Origin of the sequence: Nocardiopsis deserti (assembly GCF_008638355.1) — a bacterium.
In the GTDB taxonomy this organism is placed as follows: domain Bacteria; phylum Actinomycetota; class Actinomycetes; order Streptosporangiales; family Streptosporangiaceae; genus Nocardiopsis; species Nocardiopsis alborubida.
The window spans coordinates 1-15,021 of the sequence record NZ_VWVS01000032.1 but is presented as its reverse complement, the minus strand read 5'-3'; the positions used below and the strand labels follow the sequence as shown (position 1 = coordinate 15,021).

Sequence of the window (15,021 nt, the reverse complement as noted above, 5' to 3'; positions counted from 1 at the left end):
TGAATGGGCATGGCCTGTGTTTTCAGGGCCTCGGAAACCACAGTTGGACACAAGTCAGCCCCGCGACGGTGTGGGCCGTCCGGGGCACGGCCAACAGAACGGAGCTGTTGACGATGCCCGGCCTAGCGAAACGGCGTCGCTCCCGTCGGGTGCGCACCTACGTCATCGGGGTCGTGCCCGTCCGCCTCTCTCCCGGGGCGTTGACGACGGGAGGCGACTGATGGACGTAGTGGAGAGCGTCCTGGTCAACGACGGCGAGGAGTTCGACCGGTGGGTGCGTGCCAGGCACGCGACGGTCACCGTCGCCGAGGAGGACTGTGGGAGTGCGTGACCCTCGAAGCCCGCGCGGACGTGTCCGGCGTCGGTCAGCAGCGCTGCCGGTACACCTACCGGCTGCCGCCCGCCATGGCGATGCGTCGGCTGCACAACACCTACGTCGTCGGTCTGGAGCACTCCGCCGCGGACGGAGGCCGATGCCTGCACGTGCGTTTGGTGCGCCCTGGGCTGGCGTTCGAGACCTGGGAGGTGGGCAAGCAACAGGCGGCCCTGGTAGCGATGGCCCGGGTGTGCCTTGAACGCCGGACCGTGTGCGGGGCGACCTCCGCCAACCTGAGGCCCTACGTGGTGACCAAGGTCCTCGACTGGCGCGGATAGCACCTCGCGCGGCTTGTCCGCGTGGTCACACACCAGTGGACGAGCCGGGCGTCCGCGTTGGTGATGAGAACATGTCGACTGCTTTCTTCTTCGGGAGCGCGCTGCATCGTGACCATGAGGATCGATCGGAAGGGATCCGGTAAACAGCCGAGGCCTCCGAGATCCGCTCCGAGCAGGCCTGAGGAAGAGATCTCAGCACCTGGCCAGGAAGTCATTCGATCTGCATGCGGCACGCCAGGAAGAACCCGTCGGGCTCTGCGAAGCCCGCTTCCATCTCACCGCTGAAGGCCTGACAACGCTCAGAGATACCTCTCAAACCCATGCCCCAGTCCACTGGCCCTCTGGCAGCTCCGTTGTTGTGCGTCCTCATGGTCACGGTAGTACCGACTCGGCTGAGGGAGAGCCGGACCTCGGTGGCCTTGCTGTGAACCAGGATGTTGGTGACTGCCTCGCGCAAGCTCAGTGCCAGTGCCTGTTCGACGTCGCCGGGCAGGGCACAGGGGTGGAAGTCCACAACGACACCTATGGAGGCATCACTCAGGAGCGCGTGTGCCAGCGCGAACTCCTCCCTCAGGGACGTGGACCAGGAGGAGGTGGCGGCGGAGCGTATCTCGGACCGGGCTCCCCGCGTCAACGACAACAGATTCTGTACTTCTTCCTGCAGCTCGGGGTGCCCTGAGCTCATCTTGTGCAGGAGCTGCCCCTGGAAGGCGATACCAGCGATGGTCCTCCCCAAGATGTCGTGGATGTCTGCCGAAATACGGGCCCGCTCACTGCGCTGGACGGCCCACGTGTGGGCCTGCAGGAAACGGATGAAGCACACCAAGGACCAGATGATTCCCACGACCACGAGGTGGCAGCACAGCCAATGGACGCACTGCTCCCATGACAGGGTCAGCAAGGCGGACAGGGGTGCGATGGCCGCGGTCATGACTACAGCCGTCCATCTACCATGGCGTGTTGGCAGCACCACCAGCGCGGCACTGGCCAACAGACCGGTCGCTCCGTGCCACAACCACCCTCCAAGCATCAGAAGGGCTACAGCCAGAGTCGCTTGGAGGACGAGCAGCCACAACGACACGGTGTAGCGGTGCGCCAAGGCCGCTCGGCGCATCTGCACGGCGTAGACCCCGGCCAACAGGGCGAAACCACAGGTGGACAGGACCAACAGGAGCGCATCGGTGTCCACGGCCACCGTGTTCCAGGCCAGGACCACACATCCGGTCACCAGAGTCAGCGCGACCACGGAGACGAAGGCGGCCACCGCGCGAACATGGTCGCCCTCCGCGCTCTGCTCCGTTCCACGGTTACCCAACGGTTCGTCCAATGACGTGTCCAGCTTCACAGGACTCCTCCTTCGCTCAGCCTTGTTCCCAACAGCGGGTGCAACGTCTCCGACCCCTGGAAAATCATGGCGCACCCGATGTCCGCAAAGAAAGGATGGATCTACTCCGTACCATTTGATCAACCTTTTTTCCATGTTTACGGGTGGCCACTATCAGCCATGTTGGCTTGGCGGGGCAGCGCAAGGAGGAGCACACGGAGGATAAGCGCTGGTCAAAGGATCGGAACACCGCTTCAGCAACGCCTCAGCGATCCCGCGCGCGTGAGCCAGGAGATACTCTCTTCTCGAACACCACCTTTGGAAAGGAAAACGGAAAAGCTTCATGGCGACCCATGGCAAGCACTCGTGATCCGGGTACTTCTGGCCGAGGACCTCGTGATCCTACGCCAGGCGCTGACGAAGACACTCGCCCTCACTCCCGACATCAGGGTGGTGGCCGAGTGTCATCAAGGCGAGGACGTCCTACCAATGGCCGAGAAGACCGAACCGGATGTGGCGGTGCTCGACGTACGACTTCCCGGCGTCAGCGGCTTCGACGCCGCAGGGGATCTTACCGCAGCGCTCCCCCAGTGCCGGACGTTGTTCATCACCAACTACGCCACACCGGCCAATCTTCGACATGCCCTACGCATCGGAGCTCTGGGATTTATCAGCAAAGATGTCTCACCCGAATACCTTGCCGAGACCATTCGCAGCGTGAATTCCGGAGTGAAGGTCTACGATCCGAAAATCTTAGCCGACGCCATGGCCCACGACTCCGGCCCGCTCACAGCACGAGAAACACAAATACTGGAAATTTCATCCAAAGGAGAACCAGCGAAATCCGTGGCCCGAAAATTATCACTGGCGGAAGGGACGGTCCACAACTACTTGCGCGCCTGCATCGTCAAACTCGGGGCTCGGAATCGGGCAGATGCCTACAGGATAGCCAGAGAAAACGGTTGGATTCACTAGGGCCGCCAAGCCCACCGAAGAGCCGTCTGCGCGACAAACAGGGGTGTCGCCACGCGCGAACGGCCGCCGGGTTCACAGCGGGTCGCCTCCGCGTAGGCGCACCTGCGTGATCTGGCCAGGTGGAGGTGTGCGATCGGCCTCGACGTAGCTGCGACGCCACCGGCCCTCCGCCGCGCCAGGGTCGATGGACCTGTACGGACCTGTGGCCGTCACACACGTGCAGGACTCGGGTCTGACTGACATGGACGGCTCAGGCCCGTGCCCTGCACGGCGAATCCTGCTTCCGGGACAGGACCGTATGCCGCCTGTCCCGCCCCGCCCAAGGCCTGTTGGCGCGAGGCCCCAGACCAGCAGGCGCCCGTGTCACGGGCGAGGGCACCACGATCCCGAGCCAGTCGCGTACTTCCGTCTGTTCGTTGTGCTGGTCATCGCGTGCGCTCGGAACGTGTGAGGTACTCCGTGATCAGGGCGACGGTGGGTTGGTTCATCCTGCCGACGATCTGACCGTCCCTGAGGAAGAGGACCTGGTCTGCGTAGGACGCTGCGGTCGGCTCGTGCGTGACCATAACCACGGTCTGTTCCAACTCGTCCACGGCGGATCGCAGCAGGGCCAGGATCTCCTCCCCTGTGCGTGTGTCGAGAGCACCGGTGGGCTCGTCCGCGAAGATGACCTCAGGTCGCGCCATCAACGCCCGACACAGCGCGACGCGCTGCTGCTGTCCGCCTGAGAGCTGGTGCGGGTAGCGGTCGATGTGCTCGCTCATGCCGGTACGCCGCAGGATGGCCTCCAGCCATTGGGCGTCCACTGGGCGCCGTGCCAGCAGCAGGGGAAGTACCACGTTCTCCCGCCCCGTCAGCGCGGGAAGCAGATTGAACCCCTGGAAGACGAATCCCATCCTCTCCCTGCGTATGAGGGCCAGTTGGCGTTCCGCCATACCCGCGATGTCGGTGTCCTTGAGCATGACACTTCCCCGCGTGGGCTCGGCCAGCCCTGCAGCGCACTGCAGGAGTGTGGTCTTTCCGGATCCCGAGGGGCCCATGATCGCGGTGAAGGACCCGGCAGGCAGGTCAACCGTCACATCGCGTAGCGCCGTTACTTCCACGGACTCCTGCCCGTAGACCTTCCAAAGACCTTCCACGCGCACGGCGGCGCGGGGGCGGACGTCTGCACTCCGGCCATACCGGGGATCCTCGTTTGACAATGCCATAACGTACGCCTTTCTCATGTTTTGTCCGGTTGTTGAGGGCACCGGGAATCGGCCGTTGCTCACACCTGGTGTTCTACGGTTTCCTGTGCCATCACAAGCCTTCGGTAGGGCCCCTCGTCCTCCAGGAGTTCGGTGTGGGTGCCCCGCTGCCGAATACGGCCGTGTGCCATGACCACGATCTGGTCGGCGTCGCGCACGGTGGCCAGGCGGTGCGCGACGACCAGGCGTGCGCACCCGGCCAACTCCACCGACATGGCCTCTTGGACGGCTCTCTCCGTCTGGTTGTCCAGGTGGGAGGTGGCCTCGTCGAGGATGACCACGGGCGGCGCCTTCAGGAACAGGCGGGCCAGGGCTATCCTTTGCCGTTCTCCCCCGGACAGACGCACGCCTCGGTCGCCCACCATGGTGTCCAGCCCCTCAGGCAGGGCGCGCACCGTGTCCCAGATCTGCGCTGCTCGACACACGCGCACGAGGTCTTCCTCGGAAGCGTCGGGTCTGGCGAGGGTGATGTTGGCACGAATGGTGTCGTTGAACAGGAACGTCTCCTGGGTGACGATGCCGACCGTGGAGAAGAGTGCGTGCGAGGACAGGGCACGGATGTCGGTACCGCCGATCCGCACCACGCCTGTGTCCGCGTCCCAGGTACGGGTGAGCAGACGGGTCAGGGTGCTTTTGCCCGCTCCGGAATGCCCGACCAGACCCACGGTGGCCCCTGCTCGCAGGACCAGGGAGATCTCGTGCAGAGCACTGCCGCGGTGGGTCTCGGCCAGTTCGTGTTCGGATGCCAGCGAAGGCACCACCAGCTTCTGCGGCGGCGGATAGGCGAAGGAGACACGGTTCAGGACCACGGATGAGGAGTCGTTCCACGCGGGCGGAGAACTCGATGCTTCCGGTGGAAGACTCTCCGAGACCGCGAGGGTTGGGCGGAAGAGCATGACTTCTCGGACACGGTCGAAACTCACCAGGCCCGCGATCATCTCCATCTTGACGCTGCTGAGCATCGTGATGGGGCCGTACAGACGGCCCAGGATGGCGATCACCGCGACCAGTGTCCCCATGGTCATACTCTGCGAAGCGACCAGGATGCCACCGACGACGTAGACGGCGGCACTGATGACTCCGGTCGTCAAAGACGCGCCGGAACCGAACGCGGCGCCCAGTCTGGTCTGGCTCAGAGCGTGCTCCCTGACATGCGAGGCCCGATCGAAGAAGTCGGCGGCCATCCGGTCACGGGCCCCGTAAAGGCGGACTGCTTCGGCGCCTCCGGCACTGAACTGCTCCGATACGCAGGTGTCCAGGTCTGCGTAAGCGTCCAGTTCCCGCTGGGAAGCGGCGCGGACCCGAGGCGCGAAGTACAGCGCCAGACCGTACATGACCGGAGCAAGGATCAGAACGGCGGCCGCGGCCCGCCACTCCAGGAACAACAGGCTGACCCCCGCGAAGAGCAGTGTGCCCACAGCACCGGTGGCTGTGGGAACGGTGAAGGCGACCATCCTCTTCACACCGCTCACGTCACCGTGCAGGCGCGAGACGATCGCCCCGGGGCGGGCGTAGGAGAAGAAACCGAGCGCCTGCTCGTGCAGGTGCGCGAAGAGATCCTCCCGCAGTCTCAGAGTCAGTCTTTCTCCCAGCGACGCCGAGAACACGCGTTCGGCGTAGGCGATCACCGCCTGGGCCGCAGCGAGTGCCACCAGCACCGCACCTAAGGACAAGACCAAGTCTGTGTCGCGCTGGAGCACACCGTCGTCGATCAGTCGTTGGCCGACCAGAGCGGGGACGACCACGAGGGAGGAGTTGGCCAGGATCAGGAGTACCTGGAAGGCGATCCTCCAAGAGAACACGCTGAGGAACCTCGGAAGCGTCGTATACCTGTTCGTCACGTCACTCACCGCTCCTGCGGACACTGTGCACGGCACCCAGCGCACCCAAGGTGGAGAACACCAGTGCCAGGGCACCGAGTGCGAGGACCGGTCCGAAGGGCAGCAGATGCGGAATCACGGCCAGCGTGTCACCGCCGTAACCGAGCCCGAGGAGCGTGGCGATCCATACGGTCACGACCGCCGCCATGGCCAGGATCGCTCCCACGGTGAGAGCCACTTCCGAGGACACCGTTCTGAAGGTCTGCGACCAGGTGATTCCCAGGAACCGCATACTCGAGAACTCGCGTTTGCGGTCGAACTGGGCGACGCTGATCGAGTTCGCCGCTCCCAGGGCGAGGAACACGGCGATCAGGATCACGGCGTTGGAGCCGAAGGCGTTCTGCTGGGCCCACATCTGTATGGAGTAGTCCCGGATGCTGTCCTGGTCATGGATCTGGAAGAGGTCGGACGAGGACTGCGCGGGAAAGATCTCCTCCAGTCGGTCTCGCACGGTAGACATCTGAGCCGTGTCCTCGAGCGCCAGGTGCAGGGTTGCCGACCACACCGGACCGATGCCGATGCTCTCTGCGGCGGCAGGACCCAACGTGGCCTGCCGTCCCAGGAAGCCTCCCGTGTAGATTCCCGACACGCTCAGTTCCCGGGAGAGGTCGGGATCCGGGCCGTGCAACGTCACGGTGTCGCCCAGCCCCAGGCCGTTGGCTTGGGCGAAGTAGATGCTCACCATGGCCGCCTGCGGGTCTTCGGGGGAGAACTCGCCCTCGATCAATCCCAGGTCGACGGCCGCGTCGGCGTCGTGTGTGATCACGGTCGCCGTCATCTGCTCCGGAGCCGAAGACGCGGTTCCCGCCTCCACCGGTAGGTCCGCGTACGACATCGCGGCCGCGACACCGGGAAGGTCGGAAACCGCGGTGAGGGAGGTTGCGCCGAAGCCGTCCCTGGGGGCGGCGACCACCATGAGGTCGGAGGAGAAGGCCTCAACTCCGCGGTCACCGGCAAGCCAGTTGTTGTACAGCTGCAGGGCTCCGGCCGCGCCGGCCAGTGTCAGCCCCAGGAGGAGCGAACCGGCCACACTCGCGAACCTGCGGTGGTAGAAGGCCACGTTCGCCACCGCGAGCCCAGGCCTCCTGCGCCGGAGCCCACCCGCCAGGCGACGCATGAGGCGTGTGGTCCCCCTCAACAACCAGGGTGCCAACAGACCCGCCCCGGCCACACCCAGGAGCACCGTGGCCGTGCTGGCCAGGTCTCCTGCGGTGCCCTCCAAGGAGAGGAGTGCCAGGGCGAAGGCTCCGACGAGTGAACCCGCCAGAGCGATGAGGCCGGCGACGATACGGCCGCGGCCCAGCTCACGGCCTTCGGTGGTGGATTCGGCCAGGGCTTCGGAAGGACGGATCCGTAGGGCATACCGTGCGGCGATCACTCCCGAGACCTGCGCCGAGGCCAGGACGAACAACACCGCGACCAGGATCGCCGGCAGCGTGACATGGACACGGTAAGCCGGGCTGAAGCCACCGCCCAGGCTGAGGCCGCCCGTAGCCAGCCCTTCAGCTATCAGGGCTCCCAGGGGGAGCCCCAGGAGCAGGGCCACAAGGGAGAGCACCAGGGCCTCCCCGGCGACCATGAGCCGTACTTGCCGCGGGGCGGCGCCCACCGCGCGCAGGACGGCGATCTCCCGGCCGCGTCCGCGCACGGCCAAGCCGATGGCACCGGCGACCACGCCGGTGGAGACCACGGCGGTCCACACCAGCAGCAGGAAGATGGAAGAGGCCGCTGCCTGGTCCGCCTCGGCGGAGATGTTCTGTTCGGCCTCCCCGCGTTCGGCACCGGCGAGCGCGCGATACTGGCCACCGTCCGCGTCCCGGAGGACTTCACTGACCGCGTCCTGGAGAGCCCGCGGGGTGACTCCCTCGGCCGGCATGACGCCGATCGCGCTGGCACGGTCTGGAGCGAGTTCCCACAGTTCCCGGGCGTGTTGGTCCGTGAAGAAGAGGGCGGACTGATAACGCCAGGAGGCGCCCTCCGCCGGGGCCGCGATCCCCGACACCCGGTACTGGGAGATCTTGCCCAGGGCCAGGACACTGACCTGGTCTCCCACCTGGACGTCCGCGGTCTCGGCCAGGGTCTGGTCGAGAACGGCGTCGGTGTCCGCCTGCGGTGGTTCGCCCTCGACCATGGCGAAGGGGGTCAACGGTGCGCTGCCCCAGCCGTGTCCGAAGCTGTTCTGGGTTCCGGGCACAAGAAGCGCCTGCCCCTGCGGGGACAGTACCGCAGCGGGAAAATTCACCTCTGCGACCGTCTCGGCCGATTGGGGCAGCTGCTCGATCTCATCGGTCAGCGCCGTGGGAACCTCGCTGAGGGGGTAGTCCGAGGCCACCACGACCGGAGCTCCGGCATACCGTTCGACCGTGGGGACCTGCCGGTCCGCGGAGTAGTAGATGAAGGCGAACGCGCTCACGAGCGTCGCCGCGATGGTCAGGACGATCGCCGCTCCCAGAACGGTTCCTGGCCGGTGGCGTACCGATCGCCATCCCAGCCATGCCGGAGTCGCATGCATGAAGGTTCCCTTTTCGCAGGGGTAGATTGAAACACGGCTTGCCGGTGGTCCGCCTCACGTGCTTTGAGGCGGACCACCGGCAGCTGTTCGTCACACAGGTTCAGTCAGTGCTGACGGTCTACAACGGGTCGCAGGCGATGGACACGCTGCTGTTGCAGGTGGTGTCGATGTGCGACTGGTAGGAGCATCCGAAGCTGCCGCCGCTGTGCAGCAGCTCGTTGTCGCTGCTGGCAGCGAGTCCCTGAAGGTCGTAGAGCGACATGTTTTCTCTCTTCTTTCAGATAATGGATATGGCATCCTCATCGCGGTTCCGTGACATGGTCACGTCATCGCGATGAGAGAAAGGGGAGGCCGACCACGGCCGCGGGCTGCTCCGAGCGCTCGTTGACCGCCTGGTCGGCGGCTCCCAGGGCGAGCAGGACTCCCGCAGACCCGGTGGCCAGATCGGATGAGAGCTTCATGAGTTGGTCTCCGGGGAAAACCCGGCGACCGTTCTTGTGTAGGACGTGCCAGTTGAGCCCTTGTACCTGATCGGCCACGCGAGCGCGGAAATCCGCGTCTCGGTGGTCGTAAAGACCCGTCGCCGCCAGAATGAGGCCTGCCCGGCCGTCGAACAACCCGGAGAAGACGCAGAACTTGCTGCTCACCGCTTTGGCGATCGCCGTGACCTGGCTGCTTTGGTCCGGGGCGTGCACGTGCTCGAGGTAGCGGCGCAGTACCAGACCGATGCCGGCGCTTCCGGAAGAAAGGTAGGGCAGTACCCGGAACTCGTCCTTGAGCAGAAGCGAACCGTCGGGGTCGTTGTCGCATTTGTCCAGGTCGAGTCGGAGGGCCTCGGCGGCCGTGTCCAGGTAGTCCTTGTCTCCGGTGACCTCGTACATGTGGATGAGGAAGAGGGCGGCCCCGGAAAACCCGTCGATGAGGCCGCCGGGGGAACGCGCCGAACTGTAGGAATCGTGGACTGGGACCGTGGACAGCCGAGGGCCCAACTCCTGGGCCGTGCGTACCGCTCGCTGCAGGTAGCGCTCGTCTCCGGTGGCGGTGTAAAAGTGCAACCAGTTGAGGCCGATTCCTGCCGCGCCTTTGCGCAGGTCGATGGAGATACGGTCTTGGCCCTTGCGGTGAACGCGTTCGAGGAGTTCTGTCGCTTCGTTCGTGTATCCGAGGGAGTGGAGCGCGTAAGCGATGCCGTGGTCGCCTTCGTAGAAACCTCGCGCCGCACCGTCGCGTTCGGCCATCGCACGCTCACGCAGCCACTGTTCGCCCTCGGGACAGCGGACCGCCTGCGTCTGGTGGAGCGACCAGAGCACTCCGGCGGCGCCGTGGGCGAAGCCGAGCCCACCGTGGGCGGAGGTGAACTGGGCGATGTCCCCGGGGAAGAGCCGGTCGCCTCGGTCGGGAGTCGCGGTCTCCAGAATGGCCTCAGCGATATCGGCGCGGACGGCGGCCCAGGTACCGGACTGCTGGGCCATCTCGTCGGGGGCGAAGCTCCGCGCGTGCGCCAAGGCCGCTTCGCTGCTGTCGGCGACGGAGTTGAGTTCGGTGGTGAAAGCGTCGGAGCCCAGCCCGTAAGCCTGGCTGACCAACTCGGCCACGTGCCAGACCTTCGCCGGGGAGAGCCTGCTGAGCGTGGTGATGGGGGCGAAGAGCGCCAGCTTCATGAGCGCCAGCGCGTAGGCGTCGATCTGGAATCCGTGGCGGTCCTCGGGAGCCATGAATCCCGGGTTGCCGATGGGAGGACGCCTGTCATCGCTGTGGAACGAGGCGACTTCCCAGTCGATCAGCCAGATGTGCTCGTCCTCGGTGATCATGATGTTATTGGGGTGCAGGTCACCAAAGATGATTCCGCGATCATGTACCTTGCGGATCGCTGAGGCGACCTTCTCCCAGGTTTCCAGAGCCCATGATGAGTAATCGTGCAACTGCTCGAACGTGGGGTGGAGTTTCCTGGTCAGAGGGTTTCTCTTCACACCTTCGGAATAGAGGGATATTCCTTTGATGTATTCCTGGACCAGAAACTCGTGGTCGCCGACCACATGGTAGCCGAGGCACTCCGGCACCTCGGGAACCTCAGCCAGGTACTGGAGCATGTCCCGCTCACGCCTCAGTCGGGTGATGGCGTCGTCTCCGCTGTTGTCCACGCCCGCGAAAGGACGTGCCTCCTTGAGAATGACGGTTCGGCCGCTTCGGCGGTCGGTGGCCTTGTACACCCCTCCGCCGTTGGAGAAGTGGACGGCCTCCGTAACCTGGTAAGGGAATCCATCATTGATGGGCCGCCGGTGGCGCTCGATGTGGGGTCGCAGAAAATCAGGCGGCTCGACCCAATCCGGAGGAGAGAAGACGACGTCTCTGGGGTCCGGCTCCAACTGGCCGTCCGGATTTTCGATGGATATGCGTCCGTTGCCCTTGCCGTCATCGGAGAGCCGCTTGGCGAAAGCTCCGTAACGCGTGTAGAGCGGCCCGTCCTCCCAACGCACATCGCTGAGGATGTAAGGGCCCTGCTCCCCGCGGAGCTCCTCACCCAACTCCTTGAGGGTCGTGTGCAGCTGCTCTTCGTTGGTCGGGTAGATCGTGAAAAGCTTTCCGCTCGCCACACGGGGAGCGTATTTCACGTTTTTACTGCGGAACCTGCCCAGACCAGGAGTCAGTTTGAAGGCAATTCCTTCGCGGACACAGTAATCCCACACTCGCGAGGAGATGTCTTCGGCGTTTTCCAGTCGGGCCGAGACATGGATCTTCCAACCCTGCATGGGGATGTTGTGGACCTCAGGGAAGAAGTTGACCCAGTCGTCGCCGTCCACGCGAATCCACCCGGCAGGCGCCCCTCCTCCCCTGAGCACGGAGAAAAGGCCTGAGGAGTCATCCGCAGAAAAAGGCGAAGGAGGAAGGTCGTAGTAAAATTGGTCAGCCGTGCAGTAAGCATCGTATTCTGACACTTTACCGACCCCTCTTTTCACCTGTGACCCTTACGCCCGAACCAGACGAAACCCTACGGCAGGGGTTGAGGGCTGACAAGTGAGAATTTCATGTCTTCTTCATGCACCACTCACATGGGCGGCAGCGACACCGCTCCGACCAGACCAGACAGGCCGACCAGCACTCGACCTATGCGGTGCTGTGCCATCCTTCCCATATCACCACGGAAACTATCGGACCAGAGAAAATTTTCTCCCCGTGCCATTCGCCCCTGGCGAAGTCGGGGTCTGTCGTAGTAGAGGGCCTCTGCGAAGCGCCCTGACATTCACTAGTGATCACACGGAACAGTGAGCAGAGGCAGCATTCAGGCATCGTTGAGCAGAACCGCGGCAAGGCTGGCGCTCCCAGTGAGGCGGGAGCCCTGGCGGCGAGGTTACGTCGTCCAGCTCAGCAACCTTGGGTCTAACGAGTTGGTGCGTGACAGCGGGTGAGGTGCGATAACCCCGTTCGCCGTGCTTGTCAGACGTTCACGGCGCGGTCGAAGACCGATCCGACGATGACCTGACAGGTGGCCGGGAGGTTCTCGTACCGGTGGGTCCAGCGCACCAGTTGCTCCCAGCGTTCGCCTTCGGCCAGGGCGCGCTCAACCTTGATCTGATCGGAGGGATGCGCATGAAGATGGCGCTTTCACCGCTCATGAACATCGGCCAGAGCACTCTTGTTCGGCTTACGGGGTGGAGAGACGGCCTTCCCGGAGTGATCACGTCGCAGGCCGAGATAACCGTCGACCAGCAGCACCTCCACCTGCGAGAAATACCGGAAGCAGGAGTCGATGTCCCCCAAGACAGGGCCACGGTGGCATCCTGCATCCTCCCGCCCGCTTCCTCTCGCCCTGACCCCTTTCCCTCACCCCCGGCACGAAGGACCTGCTTCACCATGCCCGAAAACGCCTCCCCTCCGAGATCCACCCCCAACCCGAAGCTGTACAGCCACCGCAACCTCCAGCGGTACCACCACCTGGTCGTAAGGCTGTCCCACCGGTTCGCGTGGAAGGTCGACAACACCGCGATCGCGGCTCTCTACGCCCGCCACCTGGCCGCCTCGCACCTGGAAGTCGGCCCGGCCGACGGCCACTTCCAGGTCAACGCCCCCGACCCCGTCGGCCCGGACGGTATGCCGCTCTCACCGCGTCTGCGCCAGATCCACCTCCTGGACCTGCACGCGGCACCGTTGGAACGGTGCGCGCGCTTGCTGGGCGAGCGCGCCCAGGTGAGCGCCCATCAGCACGATGTCCTCGTTCGTCCGTGGCCGCTGGCGGACGAGGCGGTGGGGTCGGTGGCGATGTTCCATGTACTGCACTGCGTCGAGGGCGCCTCGCTGTTCGCCAAGCACACGCCCTTCTCCGAGGTCGCCCGGGTTCTGGCACCCGGCGGGGTGTTCATCGGCTCCACCCTGCTCGGCGTGGAAGATCCCTTCACCCACAACAACTGGCTCGCCCGCCGGTTGCAGCGCTTCTACAACAGGGCCGAGCCGACCGTGTTCAACAACCACGGTGACCGGTTCGTGGAACTCCGGCACATGCTGAGTCTGCACTTCACCGACGTGCAGGTGAGCGTCATGGGAGCGGCCGGGGTGTGGGTGGCCAAGGGGCCGCGCCGATGACCACCACCAACCGTGAACCCGTGGCGATCATCGGCATGGGATGCCGCCTCCCCGGCGGCATCACCACCCCCACTGACCTGTGGGAGGCACTGCTCGAAGGACGGGACTGCGTCACTCGTATCCCGGACGAGCGGTGGAAGCAGATGGTCGAGCACCTGCACCCCGAACAACTCCGATGTGTGGAACCGAGCGATCTTCGAAACCGCCTGGTGGGACAGCTCGCTCCCCGTCATGGCCGTCCACTGGCACCCGTGGGACCGCACTGATCGGCTGCACTCCGCCCTGACCGCCTCTGGACTACTGGGGCCCGAGAGGTTCGCCATTCCCGCCGGGGACTTCAACTGCTCCCCCAGCGGAGACTCTGCCCTGTGGCCGTTCACCGACTTCAGCCAGATGCCGATTCACCAGCGCCATCACAAGGGGTGGCAGCCCAACGGGCCGTCGGGTCCGTGGGTGGCACATACCGCACCCCTGGATCACCTACTCGGTACCTGGGACCCGCCACCAGAGCTCGAGTGGGAGGTATTGGGTGGCATACCGCGGTCGAGGTCGCATGAGAGCTGCGCGGCCGCCCCACCGAGCTCTTCCCCGCCACGGTCAATGACGGCATCGACTTGGGCGGAGGAATGGTCATCGACCACGCCCTGCTCAGTCCGGAGCTGGCCGGGACCGCGCTGCCTGAGGAGGCAGCGGTCCACCTGCCCCGAGGACCGGTGGTCAGTGACCATCGGCTGCTCACGACCGCACTACAGGCAAGTTCGCCCCTGTGCGCCTGAGGATTCTGTCGGTGAACGTGCGCACGGCGCTCTACTCGTCTCCGACAGCACCGACGACAGCCGCTGAAGTCCCACGGCTGGCTGATACGCGACCTGGTGCCCGGGCAGCGATGTGCTGGCCCTACAGCAAACACAGCGGGTCTCCTGGAGGTGTCCGCCGTTACCGCAGTCCCAACGGTGAAGGCGAGAGCAACGTGGTCATCGGTGGTCTCAACCAGGCCCAGCTCGAACACCTTCTGGACCCGTCAACGCAAGTCCCGATCCGGAGAGCCTGCCTGCCGCCAATCTGTCCGGACGGTGGAGAGGCCATCCAGGCGCGCTGGTGCCGAATCGGGACGTATCCCAGCCTCTCGGTGGACCGACACCGCGCACATCATCGCTGATGGCACCGGGCGCACCGACGTGCCCACTCCCACCGGCCGCGGTAGATGGCGTGTGGACCAGGCATGGGTCACCGAAGGTTTGGTGCCCGCCGTGATCGGCCAGACTCAGGTCGACATCCCTGGCTCCGACCACAAAGGTCTGTACTTGGTCTTGAACACCGACCTGATCAACCCTTTAGAGCTCATCTCATTTGGTGAGTCTGCGGTAGCAAATGAGTGTGCAGGCGATGCCCGCGAAGGCCAGGAAGTGGTCGGCCTTGCGCTCGTAGCGGCGGTGCAGGCGACGGCATCCGGCCAGCCAGGCCATGGTGCGCTCCACCTGCCACCGGTGCCTGCCCAGCCGCTGTGAGGACTCCACCCCTTTGCGGGCCAGGCGGTGGACGATCCCCCGCTGGCGGAGCCAGCGGCGCAGGTGGGTGTAGTCGTAGCCCTTGTCGCCGTGCAGCTTGGCCGGTTTGCGCCGTCGGGGGCCGCGGCGGGAGCGGATCGGTGGGATCCCCTCCACCAGGGGTTGCAGGGCCTGGCTGTCGTGGGTGTTGGCCCCCGAGATCGCCATGGACAGGGGCAGACCAGACCGGTCGGTGATCAAGTGGATCTTCGACCCCTTCTTGCCCCGATCGACAGGATTGGGACCTGTCAGGTCCCCCCTTTGAGGGCCCGCATGTTCACCGAGTCGATCGCGCACCGCGACC

At 65.0% G+C, this 15,021-nt stretch carries 11 protein-coding genes and 1 pseudogene; 5 read left to right on the top strand and 7 right to left on the bottom strand.

All coding sequences use genetic code 11. The features are described from left to right. The first annotated feature begins 327 nt into the window (after positions 1 to 327). Positions 328 to 654, top strand: coding sequence for a hypothetical protein (locus FYW99_RS30275; RefSeq protein ID WP_150255788.1), 327 nt, complete (start codon positions 328 to 330; stop codon positions 652 to 654). Between the two features lie 211 nt (positions 655 to 865). On the opposite strand, the gene FYW99_RS30270 is transcribed toward FYW99_RS30275, so the two are convergent. Next, positions 866 to 1,999 (bottom strand): sensor histidine kinase, encoded by a 1,134-nt coding sequence (locus tag FYW99_RS30270; protein WP_190394871.1) that lies wholly within the window; start codon positions 1,997 to 1,999, stop codon positions 866 to 868. 261 nt (positions 2,000 to 2,260) lie between these two features. Between FYW99_RS30270 and FYW99_RS30265 the strand changes: the two genes are divergently transcribed. Then, positions 2,261 to 2,953 carry a response regulator transcription factor gene (locus FYW99_RS30265; RefSeq protein ID WP_223839808.1) on the top strand — a complete coding sequence of 231 codons (693 nt, stop codon included), beginning with the start codon at positions 2,261 to 2,263 and terminating at the stop codon, positions 2,951 to 2,953. A 425-nt stretch (positions 2,954 to 3,378) separates the two neighbouring features. Here FYW99_RS30265 and FYW99_RS30260 read toward each other — a convergent pair whose 3' ends face one another. The 5 genes from FYW99_RS30260 to lanKC form a co-directional block, all read right to left on the bottom strand. After that, positions 3,379 to 4,161 (bottom strand): ABC transporter ATP-binding protein, encoded by a 783-nt coding sequence (locus tag FYW99_RS30260; protein WP_190394870.1) that lies wholly within the window; start codon positions 4,159 to 4,161, stop codon positions 3,379 to 3,381. A gap of 59 nt (positions 4,162 to 4,220) precedes the next feature. Next, positions 4,221 to 6,002 (bottom strand): ABC transporter ATP-binding protein, encoded by a 1,782-nt coding sequence (locus FYW99_RS30255; RefSeq protein WP_150255784.1) that lies wholly within the window; start codon positions 6,000 to 6,002, stop codon positions 4,221 to 4,223. A gap of 40 nt (positions 6,003 to 6,042) precedes the next feature. Further along, positions 6,043 to 8,592, bottom strand: a complete 2,550-nt coding sequence (locus FYW99_RS30250; protein ID WP_150255782.1) for an ABC transporter permease — start codon at positions 8,590 to 8,592, stop codon at positions 6,043 to 6,045. A 118-nt stretch (positions 8,593 to 8,710) separates the two neighbouring features. Then, positions 8,711 to 8,854: a hypothetical protein gene (locus FYW99_RS32035; protein ID WP_190394869.1), complete on the bottom strand. Its 144-nt coding sequence runs from the start codon at positions 8,852 to 8,854 to the stop codon at positions 8,711 to 8,713. Positions 8,855 to 8,918: 64 nt separating this feature from the next. Further along, on the bottom strand, positions 8,919 to 11,528 hold the full coding sequence (gene lanKC / locus FYW99_RS30245) for a class III lanthionine synthetase LanKC (RefSeq protein ID WP_190394868.1): 2,610 nt from the start codon (positions 11,526 to 11,528) through the stop codon (positions 8,919 to 8,921). A 916-nt stretch (positions 11,529 to 12,444) separates the two neighbouring features. Between lanKC and FYW99_RS30240 the strand changes: the two genes are divergently transcribed. From FYW99_RS30240 to FYW99_RS32030, 3 genes are all read left to right on the top strand, one after another. Continuing rightward, positions 12,445 to 13,170 carry a methyltransferase domain-containing protein gene (locus FYW99_RS30240; protein WP_150255778.1) on the top strand — a complete coding sequence of 242 codons (726 nt, stop codon included), beginning with the start codon at positions 12,445 to 12,447 and terminating at the stop codon, positions 13,168 to 13,170. After that, entirely contained in the window at positions 13,167 to 13,436 is a 270-nt protein-coding gene (locus tag FYW99_RS30235; RefSeq protein WP_150255776.1) for a beta-ketoacyl synthase N-terminal-like domain-containing protein, read from the top strand. The genes FYW99_RS30240 and FYW99_RS30235 overlap by 4 nt, the downstream gene beginning before the upstream one ends. A gap of 360 nt (positions 13,437 to 13,796) precedes the next feature. After that, a complete protein-coding gene (locus FYW99_RS32030; RefSeq protein WP_190394867.1) occupies positions 13,797 to 13,946 on the top strand; it encodes a hypothetical protein in 150 nt (49 codons plus the stop codon). A gap of 570 nt (positions 13,947 to 14,516) precedes the next feature. Here FYW99_RS32030 and FYW99_RS30230 read toward each other — a convergent pair. Then, positions 14,517 to 15,021 (bottom strand): annotated as a pseudogene (locus tag FYW99_RS30230) (IS5 family transposase); the annotation flags it as partial.